Here is a 26,053-nt window from a genome sequence, read left to right on the forward strand (position 1 = left end):
GGCTACAAGAGGCAGCCTATTTCTTTTCTTATTCCGCAATCATCTCTGATAATACATATGAATAAACAAGCGCTTCTGTATGTGCAATCGAGCTTTCATGTGTACGCTCAAATGCATGAGAAGAGTCAATACCCGCTCCAATTAATGCATGTTTCACATCAAATCCAGCGTGAATCGCAGCTGATGCATCCGATCCATAGTACGGATAAATATCTACTTTATATTCAATATTGTTCGTTTTCGCAAGCTCTACTAAATGTTTACGCAGCGCATAATGATACGGACCACTAGAATCTTTTGCACAAATAGATACTGTATATTCGTCAGATGCTTGTCCATCACCTAACGCTCCCATATCAACCGCTAAATACTCAACCGTTTCTTCTGGAATGTTAGAGTTACCACCGTATCCAATCTCTTCATTATTAGAAATTAAGAAATGAGTTGTATATGGTAATGTTACGTTTTCATCTTGTAATCTCTTAATTAATTTTAATAGAATCGCAACACTTACTTTGTCATCTAAATGACGTGATTTTATGTATCCACTCTCTGTAATTTGAACGCGCGGATCGAATGAAACAAAGTCTCCTACTTCAATTCCTAATTCGCGTACTTCATCAGCTGAAAAGACACGCTCATCAATACGAACCTCAATATTTTTCTCGTCACGTTTTGCTTCACCTGCATCTTTATATACATGTACAGATGTTTGATGCATTAAAATCGTTCCTGTATACGTCTTACCACTTGATGTTTCAATTTCGCAATATTCCCCTTCTACAGAGTTCCAACGAAATCCACCAATCATAGAAAGACTTAGACGACCGTCAGGCTTAATTTCTTTCACCATCGCACCTAACGTATCAACGTGTGCCGTTAATAAACGATGCTGTGCATCATTTTTTCCTTTTACCGTTAAAATAAGAGCGCCTTTATTGTTACGCTTCGTTTCTACGTTCCACTCACTTACATAGTTTTCAATAAAACGAATGATTTTCTCTGTATTTCCAGATGGACTCGGAATAGAGACAAGCTCCTTAATAAGTTCCATCGTTTCTTTCGCATGATGTACCATTGTCATTCCCTCCTCATTTTCTCTATTATTTAGTATACCGAATTTACTATAAATCCTCTACTCATATAGCTTAATTTTCTAAATTGCGGTAAAATTCTTTTTAGTATACAAAAGGAGGTATAAAATATGAATATATCAAAAAAATATATATACATTGCACTCATTTGGTTTTTAACATCATTATTTTGTTTACAAGTTTCTTATGCAGTTCACACTACTACTTCTATTACAATTGGCTGGGTATTAACAGCTATCTTCTTCATTATTAGTTTAATTGCAACAAAAAAGCATAGCGTTACTCACTAACGCTATGCTTTCCCTACGAAACTATTCTTCTGAAACATCTAATAAATAAATACCTCTTTCAAACCCACCGCGCTCTATTTCTTTTTGCTTTCGTAGACGTTCTACATCTTCAATTGTTGCACCTTCTGCACGCGCTAATGAGATGATCACTTCCAGTGCATCTGCAAGAGAATCAAGCGCATGTTCACGCTCTTTCATGGAAGCAAATTCACGAATTTCTTCCGTTCCAATTTTCGCTAAAGCTTGTATGTATGCGTGTCCTGTTAATTTTTGTGCTGTATATGTTTTTCCAGACATCAAAATCTTCTCTGGAACACGATCTCTTACTAACTTGTTATATGCTGACATCATTCATCCTCCTATGTTTAATAACATCCGAGCTCTGCTGTATAGAAAAACCATTTCTTCGTCACGCACGCACTAAGCATATCAATTCCTGATCCATGTGCTCTTACGTGTGGAAAGAAATAGTGCTCTGATCCTTCTTCTTCCTTACCATATAGAGTTTGGTACTCAGCTGGAATCGCTTCTTTTTTCACATCTTTTTCTTTCGTCACCTCGCCAGAAAACGCAACGCTTGGATGTCCTTCAAAAAACAATGCAGTTCGTACCGCCATAGATGGTGTACTATGTAACGCATAATATGCTATTACAATTATGCCGATAACACCGATAATTTTCTTCATATATTACTCCTTAAAAAAAGTGCTAACACAATTATACTAAAATGTGTTAGCACTTTCTCCCCTTTATCTTAAATTAACCGGCAGTAAAACTACCATTCATTCAAATTTCACTTTATTCCCCTTTAAATGCTGGCAAACGTTTTTCTAAAAATGCAGCAATGCCTTCTTTATGATCCGCTGTTTGTCTCATCGCATATTGGCCACGTTTTTCAAGCTGCAATGTTTGTTCTAAATTAGAGCGATTTACTTCACATAAAATTTGCTTCGTTTGAACCATCGCTTTGATCGGCTTTTGTGACCATTCACTAATTTTTTGCTTCACAGCCGTTTGGAAATCCTCACCGATTACTTCATCAATTAAGCCGATATCAAGCGCCTCTGTTGCTGATAATTTCTTTCCTTCCCAAATAATTTGCTTCGTCATATTTTCACCGACGCGCTTTTGAAGGAAGAAATGGCCGCCACCATCTGGAATTAAAGCGATTCCAATAAAGTTCATCGCAATAATGGATGATATATCCGCCATCACATAGTCAGCTGTTAATGCAATACTTAATCCAAGACCAGCAGTCGGTCCATGAATCGCACTAATCACAAGCTTAGGCATCGTATATAAAGTTACAACAACTTCAGAAATAGTATTCATAATACCATCAAACTTGCTTTCATCATTACTTGAAAGCATCGATTTAATATCTCCACCCGCAGAAAAACCACGGCCGTTCCCGCATAGAACTACAATATGCGCAGAACTCTCCGCTACTTCTTTCAGTTTTTGTAATAGCTCTTTTAATGTTGGCTCATCTAATGCATTTAACACCTCTGGGCGATTGACCATAACCGTTGCAACGTGCCCTTCATATTTCACAACAACAGATTCTGTTTTACTTGTTACTTCCATTATATACCCCTCTTTTCTGCATAAAGATTATACTTATATAATTATAGAAAGAGGTTGAAAAACCCTTCTTTTTTTCTTAATTTTCTGTCTAATAATATCAGAATCTGTATAGAACCCTGCATAAAACATACAATTTCGTTAAAAAATATAGCAATTAAAGTCGGTTTATCGCCTCTCCTCATCTATTTACCATTACAATGAAATGGTGTATTCTTAAGTCTGATATAAAAAAACAAATATAGAAATTCATTCCCCTTCCTATTATATAGAGGGGTGCTGAAATAACGGAATGAAGAAATGGAGGAATATATGGTTACTAAGTTTAAACAAACGGATAACTACTTCCCGCATTTCCTACTGCTATTCATTGTGTTTCAACCAATTTTAGATTTATTAACGTCTTTTTCAATCTATGTATTACACATGAGCGCAACAGTCGGAATCGTAGTCCGTTTCGCCTTTATGCTTCTTGCATTAGGTTATCTACTTCTTCATCATAAACAACACGGTGCAAAAAAGTATATTCTCTACTTATGTCTCTTTGGCATCGTACTCGCAATCGGCCTTGTGAATAATGTAATGGTTAAATCTCCAATTTCATTTGGAGAAGAAGTGAAATTTATTTTGAAAAGTGTATATCCGATTGTACTACTGTTTGGATATATTATCGCACTAAAAGAATTAAAAAATAACGAATATGTATTTCATAAAATCATTACGTATTTCTTATATGCAACGTTAATTTTGAGTATTTCACTCATTGCGGCAATGGTAACAGGCACAGATTTCCAAAGCTACCCGCACTCAAAGATCGGTTCAAGAGGCTGGTTCTTTGCGGGGAATGATTTAAGTGCTATTTTTGCAATCATGTTCCCAATCGTTGTCTTATACTCAGTTCATAAAACAACATCTTTCTCGAAATTCTATTACTGGATTCCAACCGTACTCGCGATGTATGCAAGCCTTATGGTCGGAACGAAAGTAGGATATGGTGCAATTATTGTTACGCTCGGCGTTGCACTACTATTCTCATTCATTCAATATATGATACATCGAAAAAAAGAAGGAAAAGGATTCATATATCTTGTAAACACAATTGTTGCTGCTGTCGTATTAGGAGGGTTACTCGTACTTACACCGCAAACTCCTATCGCAAAAAACATGACCATCCACTTACAAATATATGAATACAAAAAATCAGTACAAGAAGAAAAAGACCGAAAAGAAGGTAAAGAAGTTCAAGAAGAAGAACATAAGCAAGGCGAACTAACAGACTCTGAAATGAAGAGTTTAATTTATAGTGATCGTGACAAGTTTTTAAACGTATACAAACAATACTATAAAGAAGCACCACTATCTCAAAAACTATTTGGAATGGGCTACGCTGGTAACTATACAACGAAAATGAAGTTAGTCGAAATGGATTTCCACGACCTATTCTTCGCATTCGGAATTGTCGGCTTCCTTATGTACTTACTGCCGCTTCTTTATTTCGGTATAAAAATATTCATCCGCTTGATCACAAACTTCAAGAAACTATTTAGCGTAAAACATATGCTACTAGCTAGCACACTCGTCTTATCGCTCGGTATCGGCTTTATGTCTGGACACGTATTAACAGCACCAGCCGTTAGCATTTTCTTTGTTGTGATACTCGCTTACTTAATTGTTGATTTAGAAATAGAATAAAAGAAGCAGCATCCAAATGGATGCTGCTTCTTTTCTATTCCAATCCTTTACCGCCTCTAGCATTCAAAGTGCTAATTCTTTCTACTACAGTAATGGAATAATTATTTTAATCGAATTATTAACATGCTAAAATATTAAAGGCACTATTATATAAAAGAATATATAATAGATATGTCGGTTTTTTTGCACGAAATGTATTTTGAAAAAAGTGAGGAGAGTCCTTTGGTATTTAGTAGTTCGATTTTCTTATTTATCTTTTTACCTCTCGTATTATTTTTCTATTTTATAGTGCGTGCCGAGCTACGTAATTTCGTATTACTTGCATTTAGTTTAATTTTCTATGCATGGGGCGAACCGCGTTTCGTTCTTTTAATGCTCTTTTCTATCGTATTAAACTACTGCTTCGGCCTACTCGTGCATCATTATGATAAACGAAAAAATATGAAAGTCACATTTTTAATTATGGCTGTGGTCGGAAATATTTTATTACTGTCTTATTTTAAATATATTTCCTTTTTCACAGACATTTTAAACAACGTATTGCACTTATCTATTCATGTGGAACCTATTCCACTACCAATTGGAATTTCATTTTATACATTCCAAGCGATGTCTTATGTCATCGATATATACCGTAAAGATGGGGATGTTCAAAAAAATCCACTTAACTTAGCGCTATATATATCTATTTTCCCTCAGCTTATTGCCGGACCAATTGTTCGTTACAATATCGTCGCTGAGCAAATTAAAACGCGCATCCATTCTTTTGAACGATTCACAGAAGGTATTCAAATTTTCGTTCTCGGACTAGCAAAAAAAATATTAATCGCCAACCAAGTAGGTTTTGTAGCCGATAAAATATTTGCCTTACCACCATCTGAAATAAGTGTTGGAACGGCATGGATCGGTATTATCGCCTACACACTGCAAATTTATTTCGATTTCTCAGGGTACTCTGATATGGCAATCGGAATTGGAAAAATGTTCGGATTTGATTTCCCGAAAAACTTCAACTACCCATACATCTCTAAATCTATTTCAGAGTTTTGGAGAAGATGGCATATTACACTTGGTTCTTGGTTCCGCGATTACATATATATCCCGCTCGGCGGAAACCGCGTTTCAAAACTAGCGAATTATCGTAACCTCTTCATCGTATGGGGATTAACTGGTTTATGGCACGGGGCGAGTTGGACATTTATCGCCTGGGGCTTATATTACGGCTTTATTATTTCAATTGAAAAAGCCGGATTCGAAAAAATATTAAACAAACTATGGAAACCACTGCAACATGCATACGTATTAATAATCGTTATGATCGGCTGGGTGTTCTTCCGAGCTGACAACTTCGCTTACTCGTTCCAATATTTTAAAGCGATGTTCGGCATAAATGGGCAATCTTTCATCGACGACAATACAATGTTATACGTACATGAATACATTATCGTATTTCTCATTGCCTTTATCGCAGCGACACCAATTTTGAAACGAATGAAAAACATACTTGAACTTGCGCCAAAAACGTATATGTTCACGATGCAATTTGTACGTCCTATATTATTACTAACATTATTTATGATTTCGGTTATGTACTTGATTAACTCAACATATAATCCATTTATTTATTTCAGGTTTTAACTTATCCCGCTATTTACCGGGCATCCGAATTGGTAAAGGCTAATAATCAGCGGGGGATGCTCCCCACTGATTAAAGTTTCACTTTATGTAGGAAGGAAAAGTTATTATGAAAAAATTGGGGAACCTCATCCTGTTAATTGGTTTTCTCACCATTATCTTTTCATTTGGCATATTATCGTTACTCAAAACAGACCGAGCCATTTCACCAGTTGAAAATCGACCGCTCGCTCAAAAACCTGCACTGACGAAAGAAGCGCTCCTAACTGGTAGCTTCTTTAAAGATTTTGAAACATACACAAATGATCAACTAATCGGACGAGATGAATTTATTAAAAGCTATACAATTGCCCAAATTAATATGGGCAAAGCTCTCATTAACGACATTATTTTGACTGATGATAAATGGCTCCTAAAAAATCCAGCGTGGACGAAAAAATATAATGAAATTGACCAATCCATGCCCGATATAAACGACTTATCTCAGTTTTCAAAAGAACAAAACGTTGAGTTTTACTTTGCTTTACCACCGTCAAAAACGAATGCTTTATCATTTAAATTACCTTCTCATATTTATACATATGCACAGGACAATTTAAATTACTTTCTAAAAAAACTTCCAGCTGACGTAAAGCCAATAAAACTGATGGAGCAATTTAAACAGAACTATACGAACGAAGAAATACAGGACATGTATTTCAAAACAGATCATCATTGGAATATGGACGGTGCCTTCTTAGGCTATCAATATATAATGAACACAATCGGGCAACAATCTTCTATATATAAAGGAAAAGAAATAAAAAAAGAAGATTACACTCGTACATGTGCGCAAAATAAACATTTAGTCGGAAGCTTCAACAACCAACTATACCAACTCATCGATGCAACGGGTGAAAAATTGTGCTACTACACACCGAAAGACGGTTTCAACTTCACAAGCGTAACCGCAAAAGATGTGACAGGTACTGTTCATCAAAACTTAGATAGCATATACGGCGTAGAAAAACAAAAAGACATAACATCATACGCAGGTTATTACACGGACGACTATCCAGAAATCGTCTTTGAAAATAACAATGCACCAAATGAAGTACGCGCCTTAGTCCTAAAAGACTCATTCGCAAACGCAATCGTGCCACACTTAGCACAAAGCTTTAAACATACATCCATCCTTGACCTGCGTCACTATCACGAAAAAGATGTATATCAATACATAAAAGACAACAACATTAACATGGTATTGTTCGTGTATAGTGATTCGAATTTGAGTGGGGATATGTTTAAGTTTAAGAAATAGAAAGAAGCCTCTTGTAAAAATTACAAGAGGCTTCTTTTCGATATTTACGAAAAAAATCAGCGCGGATAAATCCCCACTGATTTTTCACTTTATCTATAATCGACTTATAGATTTGGGTTGTTAAGCACGTTCACGTGTACAGCTTGTGAACCGATTTCGCTTGTTAGAACATCTTTCTCACCTAATACTTTGAATACTAATGTACCTTTGTCAGTGTACTTAGTAGTTAAAGTATTGTAGATGTCTGCACTGAAGTTTGGAAGTGCAGAATCACTTGTTTGAGATACTGTTACATGACCAAGCTCTTGATCGAATAAATCGAAGTGAGCATTACCATTTGTATCAAGGTAAAGTTTACCTTGGTTATCACCAGATTTCACAACGCGTACTTTATGTTGTGTATCTTTCGTTAAGTTAATACCTTTTACGATATCATCTTGGTTACTCTTCTCAAGATCTAATACAGTACCGATATTAATTTTCTTCTCAACGAAGTTTTCTGTTTGAACTGGTTTGAAGTTTACAGATTTAATAGCAATTTTCTCTTGAACAATTTCAACTGTCGCTTTACCAGCAGTTGCACCATTTTTCGTTAAGTGGATATCAACTTTACCTGGAGTTTTACCAGTTACAACAACTTTATTTCCAACGATTTTAGCTTCAGCTACTTTTTCGTTTTTAGACTCAACTACATAACCTTCTAAGTTTTCAGGATCAGAGTATACGCGATCTGAAGTGTACTTAGATAATTGGTATGCAACTGTGTTAGAAACATTTAGGTCAAGTTTTGTATCAGGTGATTGGCCGTATTGACCTACTTTAGATACAAGTTCGAAGTTTTTGAATGCAACGTTACCTTCTGTTACGTTCACATATAATGAACCTAGAGTTTCACCGTTAGCATTTTGGAAGTGAACTGTACCTTCTCCTACTTCGTTACCTGTAACACCAATAGTTTTTGTACCAATTGAACCAGAGTCAGTCGTTACTACTTCTAATCCACCTTCTGCAACTACACCAGTTTTTGGAAGAACTTCTTTAATTGCAGCTACGTTAGCACCAAATGGATCGCCATATTGGTCAGTTGTTACGAATGTAACAGGTAATGTTTTATTTTGAACAACTTGTAATTTATCTGGGTTAGCTTTTACTGATTTTAATGTACGAGAATCAGTCGTTACTTTAAATTTAACATCTTTTGTAACGTCGCCTACTTTAATAGTAAGTGTAGCTTCACCAGCAGCTTCAGCCGTAATATAGTTGTTTACTACAGAAATAATACCGTGGTTTGAAGATTTAATACTGATTGAGTTTGGATCAACAACTTTATCTTCTCCAGCAATTGTAGCAACTACGTTATGAATCTGTGCTTTTTCACCAACAACTAAGTTTTGGCTGTTTAGCTTAAAGTCTTTTCCAGTAAGTTTATTACCGTATACTACACCGTTTTTATCTGCATCTACCGCAAATACAGTGCTTTTAATTGCAGAAGCTGGTGTATCAAGGTTTTTCACTGTAATAATACCAGTGTTAGAAACTGTTAAACCACCGCGTTTTGTAACTTGTACTTCTACTTTATAGTCACCGTGTGAAAGACCAACACCAAGTTTACCTGTAGAAGAAGTAGAGTTTCCACCCTCAAAGATGTTTGCTGGTGAACCGTCTAAGTTATTTGCTACAAATTTGACGTCATGGTTTGCTAAGTTTAAGTACTCAACATCAGCGTTACCTTTTTCGTCGTTTAATTTGAAGACAACTGCTTGACCAGCACGATCATCATCAAATGTAAGCTTTTCAACTGCTAATTTTTTAACTTCGTATACGAATTTCGTTACGAATGATTGATTTTTCACTTTTACAGTAAGATCTTTATTTGGAGCTACTTTACCACCAAGTGTTACAACTGCAGAAGTACCGTCAGCACTTGCTTCAATCGCAACAGCTTTGTCTCCTTCAAGAGTTACATCTTCAGCAGCAAGCTTATCTAAACTAGTTCCTGTTAATGTTAATTTCGCTGGTTCAGAAATTTTCACATCGGCTACATTTGCTTGTGCATTATCTTTTTTGCCATATTTTTTATCTGCTACTGCGATAAATTTAGCTGCTTCTGCACGAGATACAGATTTATTTGGCTCCCATTTGTTTCCGCCTGTTCCTTCAGAAAGTCCAAGATTGATTAGGATGTTTGCTTTTTCTTCACCCCAATGATCTAATAAATCTTCAAATTTTGTAACTAACTCGCCGTTCACTTTATCTTTTAAGTTATAAGCACCTACGATCATAGAAGCGAATGAAGCACGGTCAATCTTTTTATCTGGAGAGAAGTTCTCTTTACCATCACCTCTAACAACACCCGCTTTTTCAACAGCTGCAATGTATTTAGAAGCCCAATGATTTTTAGCATCTTTGAAAGATGGTTGTGCACCCTCTTCAACTTTTAAACCTAATGTAATTGCCATAATTTTCGCTGCAGAAGCACGGTCAATCTCTTCAGCTGGAGCGTATGTACCATCTGGCTTACCTTCGATTGCACCTTTATCTACTAAGTAATTGATAGAATCTAATCCCCAATGACCAGCTGGAACATCTGGGAATGATTTACCTGCTGCTGCTACTGGAGAAACAACACCTGCTACCATTGCTGCTGTCATTGTACCTGCGATTACTTTTTTGTAAGAGTTAGTCTTTGCCATTTTATAAATTTCCTCCTTCAGGAATATGCTACTAGTTTCATATCATATTAAATTTGAAACTAGCTAGTTAGAAAAACCATAAAACAATAAAAACACAAACAAAAACACTATAATGAAAAGTAGTTCACATAATAAAATGATACAAACCGTTAGATGTAAATATAAGGTTTAAATACCATTTTTTGAAACAAGTTCATCATACTATACAAAACCATTCGTTATCAAGAACTTTCTCAAAAGAAGATTCGACACATTCTGATAATTCAGTCTTCCAATCGCATTATTAGCATATTAATAATGCTCAAATATAGAAATGAACAAACTGTTTTCCTATAAACCACTCTCACTGCGCTTCGTATATTTTTCATATCGAATACACAATTGGAATTATAGCACATATTTCCACTTCATCACTTAAATATTTTTTACAATAAATACAATTTTCAGACTACATTCGACTGAAAATATTGCATTTCGACATTTTCTTCTTCTTTTCGAATGTATTTTTAACAAAAAAAGGTGTGAATTTACAAATAATTTACATATCGATGAGGTATTCTTCTATTTTTGAAAACGTTTTCGATTTGTTTCTCAATAAAACTAACTACTAATCTGCAAAAGATGATTTATTTTTTAGAGATCGTTTTATATAAAAATTAATCACAAAAAAAGAGCCCACATGTTGTGGGCTCTTTCTATTGAAATAAATTTCAATTAGCGAGTTGCTGTTACTGGTTTGAAAGCAACAAGTACATTTTTGTTATCAGAAGTATCAGTTGTGTTTAAAACTACTTTACCATTAACTTCATTAGCTTTAACTGTTAATGTACCAGAAGCTAAAGAAGTTGTTTCTTTCTCAGAGTTAAGAACTAATACTACTTCGTTAGTACCATTCTTTTCAATTTTAGCCTCAGTTGTATTTAACTTAAGACCATTTAAGTCTAATACGAAATCTTCAGCCTTAACATCTACAGCTTCAGAGAATGTAAGTGCAATTTTCTTATTGCCTGCATCTACGATTTTAGCTGATTTGAACTCAGGAGCTTTTGTATCTTCAACTGTTAATAATAGGTTTGTTGTACCCATTTTCACGCCGTCTTTATTTGCAACGTTAGCTACTGTGAATTTAATTGTTTCTTTTTTCTCGAAAGTAAATGTTTCTGGTAACTCAATTGTTACTGATTTACCACCTTCATTAACAACAATTAAAGTACCCTCTGGTAATTTAGCACCAGCTAATGTGTAGTTGTTTACGTTAGAAGCTGAATCAGCACCTTGTCCACCTTTTACTACTCTATCAAAATTCACTATAAGTTTTGTTTTGCTGTCTTTAGCAAAGTCAACATCTGTTGCTTTTGGTGCAACTTTGTCTTTGTCACCTTCTACTTTTTTATCTTCAACTTTTACTTCTTTAGTAAATGCTGCAGCTTCGTTTCCAGCTGTATCTTGTACAAATCCTTTTGGTGCCGCTACTTTATAAGTACCAACTTCTTTGAATGTTATTTTAATTGCTTTTGCATTGTCAGCAACTTTTTCTACTTTCACAGCTTTTACTTCTTGACTTGTGTTTACATCAAAGATACGTAATTTTCCTAGCGCAGTTTCTGATACATTTACATCTTTATCAAAAGTAAATGTAGCTGTTTTATCTTGACCAGCCTCAACTTTTACTAAGTTAGGAGCTACAACATCTTTTGCAACTTTTGCTTCTTTAGATACTTGCTTACCTACGTTGTTATTTAAATCTTTGAAACCAGTAAATTCAACTGTAAGGTTTGCAGTTGTTTCTTTTTCTGTAAGAGCAGCTGGCACTGTTACGATTGCTTTTGTTTTATCTTGATCAAGAGCAATTGTAGCACCTTTTACTACTTCATTTCCTTTTTTAACAACTACTGTACCTGCCTCAGAAAGTTCTTCAGAGAATGTAGCTTCTAAAGTAGCTGTACCCTCAACAAGGTCTTTCACTTTAATAGCTTTAAATTCTGGAGCTGTAACATCTTTTTCTACTTTGTAAGTAGCTTTGCCTTCGTACATTTCCATAGTGTTATCAGATAAATCTGTAGCACCAGTTACGATGATTGAGAATTCTTTACCATTTTCAAGATTTAAAGCTGCACTAGAAGTGAAAGTATTATCTTTAACTTCTCCTTTAATGTCTTGACCATTAATTACAACTCTAACAGGCGTATTTGTATCTAATTTCTCGCTGAATACAACTTTAACTTTTCCGTCTGGAGTAGATACTGTAGATACAGTTGGAGCTACTTCATCGTTAAAGAAGATAACTTCTAATGCTTTTGGAATTTCTTTACCTTCAGCAGTGTTTAATTTTTCAACAGTTACAACATAAGCATTGTTTTTCTCAAGTCTTTTACCATCTTCTAAAGTTAAGATTACAGATTTTTTGTCTTCACCGATTTTTGCAGTAACTTTTATTTCGTTATTAACTCCTTGAGAAAGATTAAATGCCGCTTTCGCCACATCTTCTTCTTTCACTGTAGCGCCAAGTTTAACTTCGATCTCTTTAGCGTTGATTGCTTTAATAGACTCAACTTTAGCTTCTTCTTTTTGTCCGAACTGCATGTCAGTCTTAGCAATGAATTTAGCAGCTTCTGCACGAGTCACAGCTTTATCTGGCTCCCAACCATTACCAGTACCATTAGTGATATCTAAAGCAACTAAGATGTTAGCAGCGTCTTTACCCCAGTGAGGGATTAAATCAGGGAATTTAGTTTCTAATTCTCCGCTTACTTTGCTGTCTAATTTGTATGCTTTTACGATCATTGTTGCCATAGAAGCACGATTAATTTGGTTGTTTGGATTAAACTTACCAGTTTCATCCCCTTGAATTATGCCAGCTTTTTCAACAGCTGCGATATATTTAGCAGCCCATGAATCTTGAGCATCTTTGAAAGTTGGTTTTGCACCATCTTTAACTTCTAAACCTAATGTAATTGCCATAATTTTCGCTGCAGAAGCACGATCAATTGCTTCAGTTGGAGCGAATGTTCCGTCTGGCTTACCTTCGATTGCTTTTTTTGCTACTAAATAATCAATGTACTCTGCACTCCAAGAACCAGGTTGAACGTCTGGGAATGTTTTACCTGCTGCTGCTACTGGAGAAACAACACCTGCTACCATTGCTGCTGTCATTGTACCAGCGATTACTTTTTTGTAAGAGTTAGTCTTTGCCATTTTATATATTTCCTCCTTAGGAATGTAATACTAGTTCCATAAGTTTTTAAATAGATATTCTATTTATTATTGAAACTAGTAGATATAAATGTGGTTAAAGTATTCTTTGTATAGAATCACAAAGAAAGTATACACCATTTTTATCCAATCAAAAATCTGAAATTCGACAAAAAAGTGAATTTTCGTAATTCTGAGCGGTTGTTTTTTCGACTTTTATTTTAAAAATCCAGATTATAAAATCAGAATATTTTAAACAGACAGAAAAACACGCCATAATTACATTTCAAATAATTTTTTCATAACCATTTACAACTATAGCAGAAAAACGTTTCCAATTTCAATATCTGGTTATAAAGATATTACGACATTAATCGACAGTTTATTTTTATATAATTCGACATCTTTCTTACCTTCCGATTTTTCAAAATTACCATACCTATTTTCTTATAATTACCAGATAAAACGCCAAATCCTAACATTCTCTATATATGAATGTTAGGATTATTAAACATACATCTTATCCCTCAAACTTCTTTTTTATGAGCGTACGTTTAAAATCACTTATGTATTTCGACATTTTTCTACAAATATTTCTTTTCTTTCGACATTTTCTTTTTTTCAAAAAATAAAAAAGAGGGTGTCCTCTTAAATTAAGATTACATTCCTCTTTTTTCAAACTCTTTTGAATTCAAGTCACTTATGATATAGCGAGACGCTGTTGAAATTTGTTCTCGCAATTCTTCTACTCTTTGTTCCAATGTTGCTTGTACATATTCTTTTTGTTCTAGTTGCTTCGTTGCCACATTATACAAAGTTTCAGCTGTCCAGTCACCATCTACGTTTCCGATAATCGGCTGATTTACTTGTTGTAAAAATGAATCAATCTTTGGATCATATGAAATACCGACCATAGGAATATTAGCAACCGCAGATAATATGAGCGCATGAAGTCTCATCCCTATTAGAAGCGAACATTCCGACAAAATTGCAATTTTTTCATGGATATCCAGCTTATACGGAAGCATGTGAGCTTCTTCTCCCATTAAGTTAATAATATCGCGTGATGCATTTTGATCAAATGGCCCATGCATTGGTACGAATAAAATGTGGTAGCCATCACGCTTAAATTTTTTCAGCGTATCTGCTAGCTTCTTCATATAATCTTCTTTCGCATCCCAATATCTCACACTAACTGCAATTACTTTCCCTTGAATCGAATGTTTTTGCAGCCAATTCGATTTCATTCCTTCTGGTTGACATGCCAATACTGGATCTGGAACTAGTTCGATATCTTTCTTAATACCCATATCTTTTAAATACAAAAATGAATCTTCATCACGAACTGATATATATGCCGCTTTTGATACTTGCCATTTCACTAATAAACGATTTTGTTTTTTCGTAATTGGACCAATGCCTTGCGCATAAATATAATACGGTTTCTTCAAAAAACGAGCAATCCGCATAATACCTGTATAGTACAAAATACTTTTAATACTCGTTTTATCTTGAAGGAGACTTCCCCCTCCGCTAATTAAACCATTACTTTTCTTTATTTCCTTATAAATTGCTCTTATATCCCAGCGATTTACTGCCTCTACACCGTACATTTTTCTTGTATAGTCGGGGTCATTCGAAAGTACAACAAGCTCAAGAGTAGGATCCTCTTCATGTAGTGCTTTAATAATTGATTGCAAAATTGCTTCGTCCCCAACATTATAAAAACCATAATATCCTGATAAAACTAACCGCACTCTTAATCTCCTCCAACATTTCGCAATCAACTTTTTGTCATTCAACAAATTGCTATCAACTCTTTAATAAGAAAAGTTGGATAACTTCAAATTGATTTCTTTCACAAACATATACATAACCATACTCATTTATAAACAAATTTACTTACGCAAAAATGGAATTTTCTTTTTGGATATCCAGTTCAACTTTAGTGCGCATATGCCGTATATGAACAAGGCCACACAAAATGCTAAACCACTATATATTACTGCAATAAGTCTAGAATCTACCACATTTATTACAGTAGATGTGAAATATAACCCTATACCTACTATACTAGATACTCCAATTACAGCAAAAAATCTTCCCATTCGAATCGAATAAGCCACTTCTTTTCGAATGTATATATAATTTACGATACAAATCATGATATATATGATAAGTGTACTATAAGCCGCACCAGTTATGCCAAATTGACTTACGAGTACTATATTTAATATGACTTTTACAAAACTCGCTCCAACAACTATCCACGCCGCTTGCTTAGAACGATTAATTCCTTGCAAAATTCCTATTGATAATACCATAAGTGATGTGAAGTACGAACTACCAATTAAAATAGCTAACATGCCGCTCCCTTTCGCATCTGTAAACAATCCGACATTTAACGGAACTGCAAGTGCCATGAGCCAGATTGTTATCGGCGTTGTTAAAACATGAGCAAGTTCATTTGTTCGTTCAATTGTTTGTTTTGCTAACGCTGTATTTTTCTTCGTTAATGCAGCAGTTAACAATGGGATTAACGGAAATACCATCGCACTTGCAAACACGACAATTAATTGTGTAAACGCAAAGCCACGACTATATATACCAAATTGTTCTTGAATCGTTGCAGTTGATTCATGTAGCATATGTGGAATCGTTACAGAATCAACTAAATTTAACACCGGCATCGATAATGCCCCAATTGCAATTGGAATCGAAACCTGAAGTATCTTTTTTGCATTACCTTTAAAGTCTTGCAGTGAATATGTATTACTTTTATAACGATATATACTTTTTACATACTTCAATCTCAAATAGATAAGTGACGTAATTACCCCAAGGCAAGAACCAATCATTGCACCGCCTGTTACAACATCACTATCTTTATTCCAAGATACGAATAAGAATGCAATTGCTAACATAAAGAAAACACGAATGAACTGCTCAATTACTTGTGACACCCCGGTAGGAATCATATCTCCAAAACCTTGAAAATACCCTCGATATACCGCCATATATGGTGCGATTAATAAAGCAAACGAAGTGATAATTAAGGGGAGTCTCGTATCCTGTCCACCAAGCATATTTGCAAACATACTTGATCCAATCATAATAACCGAAAATCCAAGCACCCCAAATATTACTCCAATAATAGATGCTGACGTAAATAGTTTGGCAATCCCATCTTTATCATTCTTCTCATGAAGTTCAGCGATTAACTGCGATATAGCTAGCGGTACTCCCGCTACTGATAAAGTTAAAGCTATCATATATACAGGAAAAACAAGGCGGAAAATCCCAAGCACTTCATCTCCTGCTATATTTTGTAATGGGATTTGAAAAAAACTTCCCAACACTTTCGATAAAAACGTTGTAATCGTTAAAATCGCAGCGCCTTTCACAAACTTATTATTCATCTTCTAGCTCTTTTCTTTCAATATATAATTTCCATACCTATTACATCATAAAACGAGATAACTATATTCTTCTCTTTTTTGAAAAATTTCACTTTATCTCATTTAGCTATCATACCAAATTTATTATACATTGAATACTCTCTTTCTTTACGGCTTTTAAATATATCATATGTCATAACACCTTATTTCTATCCAGTTTTTTCTTCAATTTACTACTTCTACTTATTCCGGATAAACATGTGCTATAATGTAGCTATTGTCAGTAAGAGGAGTGTTTACAACATGCTGAATTCGGTAAAAAAGCTGTTAGGAGATTCTCAAAAGAGAAAACTAAAAAAATATGAACAACTTGTTCAAGACATTAATAATCTAGAAGAAAAACTATCTGATTTATCTGATGAAGACTTACGTCATAAAACTATTACATTTAAAAACATGCTAAACGATGGAAAAACAGTGGATGATATAAAAGTAGAGGCGTTCGCTGTTGTACGTGAAGCTGCAAAGCGTGTACTTGGATTACGCCACTACGATGTGCAGTTAATTGGTGGTCTTGTACTATTAGAAGGTAATATTGCAGAGATGCCAACTGGCGAAGGGAAAACATTAGTTTCTTCTCTTCCAACATACGTACGTGCTCTTGAAGGAAAAGGTGTTCACGTTATTACTGTAAACGACTATTTAGCAAAACGAGATAAAGAATTAATTGGCCAAGTTCATGAATTTCTAGGTTTAAAGGTTGGATTGAATATTCCTCAAATCGATCCTTCCGAAAAGAAACTTGCTTACGAAGCTGATATTACATATGGTATTGGAACAGAATTTGGCTTTGACTACCTGCGTGATAATATGGCCTCTTCAAAAAATGAGCAGGTACAACGTCCCTATCATTTTGCGATTATCGATGAGATTGATAGCGTTTTAATTGATGAAGCGAAGACGCCTCTTATTATCGCTGGTAAGAAATCAAGCAGCTCTGATTTACACTATTTATGTGCAAAAGTTATTAAGTCATTCCAGGATACTCTTCATTACACGTACGATGCAGAAACGAAATCTGCTAGTTTTACAGAAGACGGTATTACAAAAACAGAAGATTTATTTGATATCGATAACCTATATGATTTAGAACATCAAACTTTATATCATTATATGATTCAAGCATTACGAGCTCATGTCGCTTTCCAATGTGATGTTGACTATATTGTACATGATGAAAAAATTCTACTTGTAGATATTTTCACAGGCCGCGTTATGGATGGCCGTTCTTTAAGTGATGGTTTACACCAAGCTCTTGAAGCGAAAGAAGGTTTAGAAATCACAGAAGAAAACCAAACACAGGCATCCATTACAATTCAAAACTTCTTCCGTATGTATCCAGCATTATCTGGTATGACAGGTACAGCAAAAACGGAAGAGAAAGAATTTAACCGTGTATATAACATGGAAGTTATGCCGATTCCGACAAATCGTCCTATCATTCGTGAAGACAAAAATGACGTCGTGTACGTAACAGCCGATGCTAAATATAAAGCCGTACGTGAAGATGTTCTAAAACACAATAAACAAGGACGCCCGATTTTAATTGGGACAATGTCTATTTTACAATCAGAAACCGTTGCTCGTTACTTAGATGAAGCGCATATTACATATCAATTATTAAATGCAAAAAGTGCAGAACAAGAGGCCGATTTAATCGCAACAGCTGGACAAAAAGGACAAATTACAATTGCGACGAATATGGCCGGACGAGGTACTGATATTTTACTAGGTGAGGGTGTCCATGAAATTGGTGGATTACATGTAATTGGAACAGAACGCCATGAATCAAGACGCGTTGACAATCAGCTAAAAGGTCGTGCTGGTCGTCAAGGAGATCCAGGTAGCTCTCAGTTCTTCCTTTCTTTAGAAGATGAAATGCTAAAACGTTTCGCACAAGAAGAAGTCGAGAAATTAAACAAATCACTGAAAACAGATGAAACAGGACTTATTCTAACTTCTAAAGTCCATGATTTCGTGAACCGTACACAATTAATTTGTGAAGGTAGCCATTTCTCAATGCGTGAGTACAATTTAAAGTTAGATGATGTAATAAATGACCAACGTAACGTTATTTATAAATTACGTAATAACTTGTTACAAGAAGATATAAATATGATTGAAATTATTATTCCAATGATTGATCATGCTGTAGAAGCCATTTCTAAGCAATATCTTCTAGAAGGTATGCTTCCGGAAGAATGGGATTTCGCTCGTTTAACAGAAAATATAAACGAAATTTTACCAGTAACAAACATGCCATCACTATCAGCGAATAATGTACATTCACCGGAAGATTTACAATCCGTTTTGAAAGAAACATTATCTCTTTATAAAGAGCGCGTAAATGAACTAAATAGCCATACTGATTTACAGCAGTCGCTACGCTATGTTGCCCTTCATTTCCTAGATCAGAACTGGGTAAATCACTTAGATGCGATGACCCACTTAAAAGAAGGCATCGGGCTAAGACAATATCAACAAGAAGACCCTACTCGTCTTTATCAAAAAGAAGGTTTAGATATCTTTTTATACACATATGGTAATTTCGAAAAAGAAATGTGCCGCTATGTTGCAAGACATTTAGGTGTTCCTGAAAACGTACAATAACGAGGTGAAAGATTATGTTATCATTCCTAAAAAGAGCTAAGAAAAGCGGAAAAGATACAACCGTCTCTAGTAATCAATTATTCGGACAAGAAGAAACAAATACTGAAAATAAAACTGTAAAACCAACGCTTTACTTCCACCCAAGCTGGGGTGCAGTAGCACAAGAACAAAAATACATTTATCAATTTTTACATAAAGAACTAACACGTTTACAAGAATATCAAATTTCTTTATCTGGAATTGAGATTGAAAAACGTGATAATGGTTATGACGTAGCTGTATTTATTCGTAGCACTGTTCCGAAACCAATTTCTTTCGAAGAGGTTACATTAATCCTTCTAAATAAAGAGAAAAAACTATGTGCCCGCAAAACATTTAATCTTTCTGCATTAGGAGATATTCCTGCAAACGTAAATATGCCATTCATCTTTACGTTTGAGCAAGAAACAATTACAGATGCTGAATTATCGCAAACAGATTGGGAATTAGCATTTGAACTTGAAAGTAAGCATGTATTAGATTTAGACCCATCTTGGGAAGCTCAGTTACCTGAAGCAAGCAAAGAAGCTTTACGTAATTTCGTAGACAATTTAACACCTCCAAATGATGGTGAAATTAACTTCCTAGGCCTGCAAGCTGCAAGAAAAGAAAACGGTGATTTACATACAACGCTTCTTATTCGTAACGGTTGCAAAGACAACATTCAACTAGAGCAACTTCCTCTTCATATTGAAGATGCTTCAGGTGCGGTTGTTGTGAAAGGTGCTTTCACATTACCGAATCTTGAAATTAAAGCGAACACTACAAAACCGTGGTCATTCGTCTTCCCTGCTTCATCTATATTAAAAGAAGATATGGATCTATCTTCTTGGAAAGCGTTTGTACCACAAGACTAATAAGAGAGGCTGCTTCCAAAGCAGCCTCTCTTATTCTTTTTCATACAAAAAGCCTGTTCAAAAAGATGGTCATCACACCTCCTTGGACAGGCTTATTCTTTATGTAAAATTTACTTCGTTACTAATAAACGTTCAATATGATATTCAGCTTCTAATTTGCACATTTCATCTGCGTGTTGCACTTTATTTCTCTTTAATTGCTCTACTTGCTCTTCGCTCGGCTCTTCATTAATAAGCTCGTTAATTTTTTCATTCACTTTCACTGCTAATGCTTGATGGAAATCTGGATGTCCTTTCAACTGATCATCTACTTTATTGATCCAAGCTGATTTTGTGTATAAGTATTGTTTCCACTGTTCAACAAATTGCTGCATATCAAATTTTTCTTCATTCCATTCAATTTCTTTCATATACTTCTCAAAAGAAACAACAATTGATCGCGTAATCCCGATCTTCACTCCATGTGGTAACTGTTTGTACATCAAATATTCCCTCCAGCTTAAAGCTCTTCCTTCTGAATATAAAGGAATCTCAAAATTCATATACCTTTTTATAATAGCACATTGCTAATCTAAGATGTTACTATACTGCTAAGATTAATAAATGTCAATAAACACAAAATATCTCTATATAGAGATATTAAACAGAATAAAAAACACCCTCATAAGAGGGCATTTCCTTATATAGCTTCAGCTTTTACAAACTGTAATTTATCTTTCTGCTCATTACTCGCCATCGTTACTAACGTATTTTCAATATGAGCAGGCACTTGTTCCAGCGCCACACTCGCGCCCGCTTTATCCGACTGCTCAACAAAGTTTAACAACGCCATAGCTCCTGATACATCCATATAGCGCACATCTTTCATACGTAAAACAACCGGAGACTTTACGTCTTGTAACGCATAAAAAATACGATCTACTGTTAAAAAAGAAAGTGGGCCTTTAATTTTATACGTCGCTTCCTTTTCTTTTATAATAGAAGCTTTACGTTCTTTACATTTCACCATGTATATAATGAACGAAAGAATAATACCGAACGCAACAGCGATCATTAAATCAAACTTCACTGTGACAACCATCGTTACGAGCATAACGATAACATCACCTTTTGGTGCTACATGCATTTTCTTCATGCTTTCCCAATCAAACATACCAATACCAGTTAAAATTAAAATACCTGATAATACAGCAAGCGGAATGTATTGCACGACTGATCCTAGTCCCATAATGAAAATAAATAATATAACACTATGCATACTTGCTGAAAGCGCCGTTTTACCGCCACTTCTTATATTCACGATAGACCGTACAGTCGCTCCTGCCCCTGCTAATCCGCCAAACAATCCGCTCACCATATTACCGATACCTTGTCCGACCAGTTCTTTATTACTTTTATGACGTGTACCTGTCACATTATCCATTACGACCGATGTTAACAACGAGTCAATCGATCCTAATAAAGCAATACTAAGCGCTGGTAAAATAAGTTCTGCGATGCCTGTTCCACTTAAAGATGGAATATGAAGCGTCGGCATCGCTTCTGGAATCGTCCCGATCTTCTCAATCACCTTATTTAATGACAAGTTTCCGATAATCGGTAACTTCACTGTAAGCCCTTCTAACGCAGAAGAAAATAAAGGAAGCAAAGCAGTCACACCGACTAATGCAACTAAACTAGATGGAATAGCCTTAATCCATTTTCCAGAAACAATCATTACAATAATCGTTAATACTACGAGTAGAAAACTATTTTGCACATGCTTTATTTCACCTAAAATAATAATTAATGCGATTCCGTTCATAAATCCTGAAACGACAGGATACGGAATATATCGCACGTAAGAACCAAGCTTACATACACCAAATAAAATTTGAAACAGTCCCGCCATCATAAAGGCTATAAAACTCGCCTCTAATCCGTGCGTCGCAATAACGCCTGTTGCGATAACAGTAATCGGTCCAGTTGGCCCCGTAACTTGCCCAGGTGTCCCGCCAAATAAAGCCGCAAATAAACCTGCAAAAATTGCACCATACAATCCGACTAGTGCTCCCTCAGACGTTCCCGTTGCAGCAATACCAAATGCAATGGCAAGTGGCAACGCAACAATCGCAACAGTAAAACCTGCTAAACATTCCTTTGCTATTTTTTGAAACATATAAATAACCACCTTCACATTAAGTCCATTTTCCATTGTACACCTAAAAGAATACATTCGTTAGCCCACTTTTTACAGTATCGTGACGTAAACGCATTCAATTATATGCCTCTCCTTACCTTTGGAAACTATTATAACTATGTTATAATGAACAAATTAAATCTTTTATTATATATTTGGAGGCACTATGCTAACTTTTGAAGAAAAATTATCGATTATTGAATCTTTCCCTGAATTAGAAAGAAAGAACGTATCACTAAAACGCGTAAACTTTCACTTTGAAGAAAGTCGTTTAGATAAAAAGAACGTCGTATATCATTTACACCCAAATGGAAACGGATTTGTATATGCAAACTTCATTAAAGGTTATAAAACAGATGATAAAGGTATGATTAACATCCGTGAGTTTTCAGAAGAAGAACTACGTTCATTAATTGAAAAAGTAATTGAACGTCTATCACAAGAGCCAGAGGAAATTGTAGCACCAATGGAACCTGCTGCTGAAGAAGAATGGAAGAACGAAGACGGTCATATCCTAACTCTTATTCAAGAGGATGACATGTGGAACGTTTACGCTGGTGTAAACTTAGATGGTACATTCAACTCTTATCCAGAAGCTGCGGAATACCTTGATGAAGAAGGATTTTCACGTAAATAATACGATTTAAGGAGGCCATCCCATTTTTTTGGGATGGTCTTTCTTATTAATAAGTAGGCGCCCCCCTAAATATATAGCATCAAAACTTCTTATTCTCACTATCCCCTATCAAAATTTGAATTTGACAACTATACGTCTCCGCATTAAAAATATCACTAACTAACTCCACTTCAATAAAACTCTCTACTTCTATACTATTTTCTTTTACGTATTTCATTATGGTATTTCGACATTCTTCCTCATTCTCTTTACTGTACGCTAACGTTATATATTTTCCGCCCGGTAATACTTTTATATTTTGCATCTCTTCCATATGTACATCATCTCGTACCTTATTAAATACATACTTCGGTTCTACATCCCAATTTGCATTTACGTTGTAGAGAATCCCCATCTCCATTTCCATCTTCTCTTCATACTCTTGCACGATTTTCTCTAAATCAGAATAATACAGTAACTCCTGTAAACTCCCTACTTCTTTACAAGGCGCAACAACGACATAACGCTGGTCAAAACATTCAATAGAGATTTCATCATTCTTTAATATTTCCTGTGAACTCACTACTTTCGCATGTAAGTCATCAATCGTTTCCATTACCTCTTTCATTTTCTTTATATGCTCTTCCGCTTCTTCTCTCTTCAATTGTAAAAATTGTAGCAATTTATCTGTGTTACTTTCTTTAAAAATCTCTTGCAGCTCTACTATGCTCGTGTTCAATTCTCGACAGCTTTTTATAATATCAATGTGAATAAATTGATCTATCGAATAATATCTATACCCAGTTGATTCCTCAACATGTTTTGGAATCAGAATCCCCATCTTATGATAGTATCTTAGCGCTTTTATCGTAATATCCTTTATTTTTGCAACTTCTCCAATAGAAAATAACTTTTTCATTTATATCTCTTCCCTTATATTTTTTCGTATGCAACCATTGACTCTCCCCTTAGAGGAGACCTTACTATTTATAATAAGTCATTTACATTAATAAAGGGAGTATACAATTATGAACACAGTAAAATATAGAAGTCTTGTTAAGGAAGACTATGAGCCTATCAAACATTTAATCGGTGAAGCATTTGGATTTAATGAATTCATTGCCGATAAAAACTTCTTAAACTCAGTATTAAACTTTTATTTACACAGTTGTATTTTAGGGAGTTCCTTCAGTAAAGTAGCTGAAAAAGATAATAAAGTGATTGGTGTCATTTTAGGCGATTCTGAAAAAGATAAAAACCGTTTAAAAAGATTCCATAACACTATTAGCTTTGCCTTTAACACGCTAAAGCTATTCATAACGAATAAAGAGAATAGAGAATTTTTAAAAGCATTTATACAAGTACAAAAAACATATAAAGAACTCATTCAAGGAAAAGAAGATCAATTTCAAGGCTGCATACAATTATTCATCGTATCCGAAGAATCAAGAGGTCTTGGAGTTGGAAAGTCTTTACTAAGTCATCTATTCCAATACATGAAAAAAGAAGACGTAACATCTTTATATTTATATACAGATAACGAATGCAACTATGAATTTTATGACAGACAAAACTTCCAACGCATACAAGAAAAAGCCGTTAATTTCGGACCAACAGAAGAAGATTTCAACGTATTTTTGTACCGCTATAACTTTAACTCATAGTAACATGTACACTTCAATGCTCTTTGCTACTTAGCAAAGAGCTATATTGAGTATGGCCTTAACTCGATTCAAATAGAGAGAACTCACTTTAAAAGGAGCTCATAACATGGAATGGATTCATGAATTATTTCAGCAATACGGGTATTATGTAGTACTTGTCGGTTTACTTTTAGAATATATTGCGCTTCCGTTTCCAGGGGAGCCTACATTAGCCTATGCAGGATTTTTATCGCACCAAGGTGATTTAAGCTTGCCAATTTTAATTCTGTTATCTTTTATTGGGACAAGTGTAGGTATGACCTTCCAATACTTTGTAGGAAATAAACTAGGCATGCCCTTCATTCAAAAGTACGGGAAATATGTATTTTTAACCTCCAAAAAAATTAATTTGACAAAAATATGGTTCGATAAATACGGCTACTTTTTAATCTTTATCGCCTTTTTCATCCCAGGTGTCCGCCATTTCACAGGGTACTTTGCAGGCATTATCAACTTACCATTTCGCCGCTTTGCGATGACAATTTATTCCGGGGCTCTATTTTGGGTATCCTTCTTCTTGATCGGCGGTTATTGGTTAGGTGAAAATTTAGATGAGATCTTCCAAATACTCGGGCAACACATATGGGAAATTCTCTTCGGTATGATTATCATTACGCTAATCATCCGATTTCGTAAAAACATAAAGCATATGATTTTAAAACGTATCAATTAAAACAATACTTAATAAGTAAAATTCAATTTAGCTAAGTACGAAAAAAGCGAAGACTTATCGTCTCCGCTTTTTTACATACATTTCGTTTTCGAACGAACTCTCATCATTAATTTTTTGAACGTCTAAACAACCTCGCCCCTAAAATTAATGCTAACATACCCGCAATAACAGAAGTAGATTCAGTTGATGCTCCACCTGTTTGAGGAAGAAGTTTCGATTTCTTATTACCTTCTTCACTCGATGATACTTCAGATTTATTTTGTGCTTCTGCTTTACTGTGTACCTCTTGCTTGTTTTGTACTTCTACTTTTTCTTGTACACTTTGTTTGTTTAATACTTCTTTTGTTTCTTCTTTAGTTTGCTCTTCTTTTGGTGTTACTAAAATTTCCGGCTTCTCTTTTACCTCTGGTTTCTCTAACACGTTCGGTTCTTCTGTCA

At 35.0% G+C, this 26,053-nt stretch carries 21 protein-coding genes; 9 read left to right on the top strand and 12 right to left on the bottom strand.

What is annotated here, in order from left to right:
- Positions 1 to 28: 28 nt before the first annotated feature.
- Positions 29 to 1,078 (bottom strand): M42 family metallopeptidase, encoded by a 1,050-nt coding sequence (locus BAQ44_RS03865; protein WP_071720867.1) that lies wholly within the window; start codon positions 1,076 to 1,078, stop codon positions 29 to 31.
- Positions 1,079 to 1,204: 126 nt separating this feature from the next.
- On the opposite strand from BAQ44_RS03865, the gene BAQ44_RS03870 reads away from it, so the two are divergent.
- Positions 1,205 to 1,384, top strand: a complete 180-nt coding sequence (locus tag BAQ44_RS03870; protein WP_071720869.1) for a hypothetical protein — start codon at positions 1,205 to 1,207, stop codon at positions 1,382 to 1,384.
- A gap of 21 nt (positions 1,385 to 1,405) precedes the next feature.
- Here BAQ44_RS03870 and BAQ44_RS03875 read toward each other — a convergent pair whose 3' ends face one another.
- From BAQ44_RS03875 to BAQ44_RS03885, 3 genes are all read right to left on the bottom strand, one after another.
- A complete protein-coding gene (locus tag BAQ44_RS03875; RefSeq protein WP_001277346.1) occupies positions 1,406 to 1,732 on the bottom strand; it encodes a nucleoside triphosphate pyrophosphohydrolase in 327 nt (108 codons plus the stop codon).
- 17 nt (positions 1,733 to 1,749) lie between these two features.
- The gene (locus BAQ44_RS03880) at positions 1,750 to 2,070 is read right to left on the bottom strand and encodes a YjcN family protein (protein ID WP_071720871.1); all 321 of its coding nucleotides are present in this window, start codon (positions 2,068 to 2,070) and stop codon (positions 1,750 to 1,752) included.
- 112 nt (positions 2,071 to 2,182) lie between these two features.
- Positions 2,183 to 2,971, bottom strand: a complete 789-nt coding sequence (locus tag BAQ44_RS03885; RefSeq protein WP_061680313.1) for an enoyl-CoA hydratase — start codon at positions 2,969 to 2,971, stop codon at positions 2,183 to 2,185.
- A gap of 309 nt (positions 2,972 to 3,280) precedes the next feature.
- Here BAQ44_RS03885 and BAQ44_RS03890 point away from each other — a divergent pair, with 309 nt between their 5' ends.
- The 3 genes from BAQ44_RS03890 to patB1 all read left to right on the top strand — a co-directional run bounded on the left by BAQ44_RS03890 (position 3,281) and on the right by patB1 (position 7,595).
- Positions 3,281 to 4,660, top strand: a complete 1,380-nt coding sequence (locus BAQ44_RS03890) for an O-antigen ligase family protein (RefSeq protein ID WP_071720874.1) — start codon at positions 3,281 to 3,283, stop codon at positions 4,658 to 4,660.
- A gap of 222 nt (positions 4,661 to 4,882) precedes the next feature.
- Entirely contained in the window at positions 4,883 to 6,298 is a 1,416-nt protein-coding gene (locus BAQ44_RS03895) for an MBOAT family O-acyltransferase (protein ID WP_071720876.1), read from the top strand.
- A gap of 106 nt (positions 6,299 to 6,404) precedes the next feature.
- Positions 6,405 to 7,595, top strand: coding sequence for a secondary cell wall polysaccharide O-acetyltransferase PatB1 (gene patB1, locus BAQ44_RS03900; protein ID WP_071720877.1), 1,191 nt, complete (start codon positions 6,405 to 6,407; stop codon positions 7,593 to 7,595).
- Between the two features lie 104 nt (positions 7,596 to 7,699).
- Here patB1 and BAQ44_RS03905 read toward each other — a convergent pair whose 3' ends face one another.
- From BAQ44_RS03905 to BAQ44_RS03920, 4 genes are all read right to left on the bottom strand, one after another.
- Positions 7,700 to 10,288: an S-layer homology domain-containing protein gene (locus tag BAQ44_RS03905; protein WP_071720879.1), complete on the bottom strand. Its 2,589-nt coding sequence runs from the start codon at positions 10,286 to 10,288 to the stop codon at positions 7,700 to 7,702.
- A 714-nt stretch (positions 10,289 to 11,002) separates the two neighbouring features.
- Positions 11,003 to 13,483: an S-layer homology domain-containing protein gene (locus BAQ44_RS03910; protein ID WP_071720881.1), complete on the bottom strand. Its 2,481-nt coding sequence runs from the start codon at positions 13,481 to 13,483 to the stop codon at positions 11,003 to 11,005.
- 656 nt (positions 13,484 to 14,139) lie between these two features.
- The gene (gene csaB, locus BAQ44_RS03915) at positions 14,140 to 15,237 is read right to left on the bottom strand and encodes a polysaccharide pyruvyl transferase CsaB (protein ID WP_071720883.1); all 1,098 of its coding nucleotides are present in this window, start codon (positions 15,235 to 15,237) and stop codon (positions 14,140 to 14,142) included.
- A 141-nt stretch (positions 15,238 to 15,378) separates the two neighbouring features.
- The gene (locus tag BAQ44_RS03920) at positions 15,379 to 16,899 is read right to left on the bottom strand and encodes a putative polysaccharide biosynthesis protein (protein WP_071720885.1); all 1,521 of its coding nucleotides are present in this window, start codon (positions 16,897 to 16,899) and stop codon (positions 15,379 to 15,381) included.
- A 282-nt stretch (positions 16,900 to 17,181) separates the two neighbouring features.
- Between BAQ44_RS03920 and secA2 the strand changes: the two genes are divergently transcribed.
- The gene (gene secA2, locus BAQ44_RS03925; protein WP_084669458.1) at positions 17,182 to 19,548 is read left to right on the top strand and encodes an accessory Sec system translocase SecA2; all 2,367 of its coding nucleotides are present in this window, start codon (positions 17,182 to 17,184) and stop codon (positions 19,546 to 19,548) included.
- A 14-nt stretch (positions 19,549 to 19,562) separates the two neighbouring features.
- Positions 19,563 to 20,444: an accessory Sec system S-layer assembly protein gene (locus BAQ44_RS03930; RefSeq protein ID WP_071720889.1), complete on the top strand. Its 882-nt coding sequence runs from the start codon at positions 19,563 to 19,565 to the stop codon at positions 20,442 to 20,444.
- A 110-nt stretch (positions 20,445 to 20,554) separates the two neighbouring features.
- Here BAQ44_RS03930 and BAQ44_RS03935 read toward each other — a convergent pair whose 3' ends face one another.
- Both BAQ44_RS03935 and BAQ44_RS03940 read right to left on the bottom strand, forming a co-directional pair.
- Entirely contained in the window at positions 20,555 to 20,926 is a 372-nt protein-coding gene (locus BAQ44_RS03935; protein ID WP_071720891.1) for a hypothetical protein, read from the bottom strand.
- Positions 20,927 to 21,123: 197 nt separating this feature from the next.
- Positions 21,124 to 22,638, bottom strand: coding sequence for a SulP family inorganic anion transporter (locus tag BAQ44_RS03940; RefSeq protein WP_116758351.1), 1,515 nt, complete (start codon positions 22,636 to 22,638; stop codon positions 21,124 to 21,126).
- Between the two features lie 151 nt (positions 22,639 to 22,789).
- On the opposite strand from BAQ44_RS03940, the gene BAQ44_RS03945 reads away from it, so the two are divergent.
- Positions 22,790 to 23,260, top strand: coding sequence for a hypothetical protein (locus tag BAQ44_RS03945; RefSeq protein WP_061679992.1), 471 nt, complete (start codon positions 22,790 to 22,792; stop codon positions 23,258 to 23,260).
- A 79-nt stretch (positions 23,261 to 23,339) separates the two neighbouring features.
- Here the strand turns inward: BAQ44_RS03945 and BAQ44_RS03950 are convergent, their stop codons facing one another.
- Positions 23,340 to 24,158 carry a MerR family transcriptional regulator gene (locus tag BAQ44_RS03950; protein ID WP_071720895.1) on the bottom strand — a complete coding sequence of 273 codons (819 nt, stop codon included), beginning with the start codon at positions 24,156 to 24,158 and terminating at the stop codon, positions 23,340 to 23,342.
- 109 nt (positions 24,159 to 24,267) lie between these two features.
- Here BAQ44_RS03950 and BAQ44_RS03955 point away from each other — a divergent pair, with 109 nt between their 5' ends.
- Together BAQ44_RS03955 and BAQ44_RS03960 are read left to right on the top strand one after the other, a co-directional pair.
- Positions 24,268 to 24,903, top strand: a complete 636-nt coding sequence (locus tag BAQ44_RS03955; protein WP_071720897.1) for a GNAT family N-acetyltransferase — start codon at positions 24,268 to 24,270, stop codon at positions 24,901 to 24,903.
- Between the two features lie 106 nt (positions 24,904 to 25,009).
- The gene (locus BAQ44_RS03960) at positions 25,010 to 25,615 is read left to right on the top strand and encodes a DedA family protein (RefSeq protein WP_071720899.1); all 606 of its coding nucleotides are present in this window, start codon (positions 25,010 to 25,012) and stop codon (positions 25,613 to 25,615) included.
- 106 nt (positions 25,616 to 25,721) lie between these two features.
- Here BAQ44_RS03960 and BAQ44_RS03965 read toward each other — a convergent pair.
- The coding region (locus tag BAQ44_RS03965; protein WP_071720900.1) for an LPXTG cell wall anchor domain-containing protein at positions 25,722 to 26,053 on the bottom strand (332 nt) is incomplete at its 5' end.

This window comes from Bacillus mobilis, from assembly GCF_001884045.1.
GTDB lineage: Bacteria > Bacillota > Bacilli > Bacillales > Bacillaceae_G > Bacillus_A > Bacillus_A mobilis.

Coding starts and splice junctions, on each gene's coding strand:
- BAQ44_RS03865 (WP_071720867.1), bottom strand. CDS start 1,078: ATGGTACATCATGCGAAAGAAACGATGGAACTTATTAAGGAGCTTGTC.
- BAQ44_RS03870 (WP_071720869.1), top strand. CDS start 1,205: ATGAATATATCAAAAAAATATATATACATTGCACTCATTTGGTTTTTA.
- BAQ44_RS03875 (WP_001277346.1), bottom strand. CDS start 1,732: ATGTCAGCATATAACAAGTTAGTAAGAGATCGTGTTCCAGAGAAGATT.
- BAQ44_RS03880 (WP_071720871.1), bottom strand. CDS start 2,070: ATGAAGAAAATTATCGGTGTTATCGGCATAATTGTAATAGCATATTAT.
- BAQ44_RS03885 (WP_061680313.1), bottom strand. CDS start 2,971: ATGGAAGTAACAAGTAAAACAGAATCTGTTGTTGTGAAATATGAAGGG.
- BAQ44_RS03890 (WP_071720874.1), top strand. CDS start 3,281: ATGGTTACTAAGTTTAAACAAACGGATAACTACTTCCCGCATTTCCTA.
- patB1 (WP_071720877.1), top strand. CDS start 6,405: ATGAAAAAATTGGGGAACCTCATCCTGTTAATTGGTTTTCTCACCATT.
- BAQ44_RS03905 (WP_071720879.1), bottom strand. CDS start 10,288: ATGGCAAAGACTAACTCTTACAAAAAAGTAATCGCAGGTACAATGACA.
- BAQ44_RS03910 (WP_071720881.1), bottom strand. CDS start 13,483: ATGGCAAAGACTAACTCTTACAAAAAAGTAATCGCTGGTACAATGACA.
- BAQ44_RS03920 (WP_071720885.1), bottom strand. CDS start 16,899: ATGAATAATAAGTTTGTGAAAGGCGCTGCGATTTTAACGATTACAACG.
- secA2 (WP_084669458.1), top strand. CDS start 17,182: ATGCTGAATTCGGTAAAAAAGCTGTTAGGAGATTCTCAAAAGAGAAAA.
- BAQ44_RS03930 (WP_071720889.1), top strand. CDS start 19,563: ATGTTATCATTCCTAAAAAGAGCTAAGAAAAGCGGAAAAGATACAACC.
- BAQ44_RS03935 (WP_071720891.1), bottom strand. CDS start 20,926: ATGTACAAACAGTTACCACATGGAGTGAAGATCGGGATTACGCGATCA.
- BAQ44_RS03940 (WP_116758351.1), bottom strand. CDS start 22,638: ATGGAAAATGGACTTAATGTGAAGGTGGTTATTTATATGTTTCAAAAA.
- BAQ44_RS03945 (WP_061679992.1), top strand. CDS start 22,790: ATGCTAACTTTTGAAGAAAAATTATCGATTATTGAATCTTTCCCTGAA.
- BAQ44_RS03950 (WP_071720895.1), bottom strand. CDS start 24,158: ATGAAAAAGTTATTTTCTATTGGAGAAGTTGCAAAAATAAAGGATATT.
- BAQ44_RS03955 (WP_071720897.1), top strand. CDS start 24,268: ATGAACACAGTAAAATATAGAAGTCTTGTTAAGGAAGACTATGAGCCT.
- BAQ44_RS03960 (WP_071720899.1), top strand. CDS start 25,010: ATGGAATGGATTCATGAATTATTTCAGCAATACGGGTATTATGTAGTA.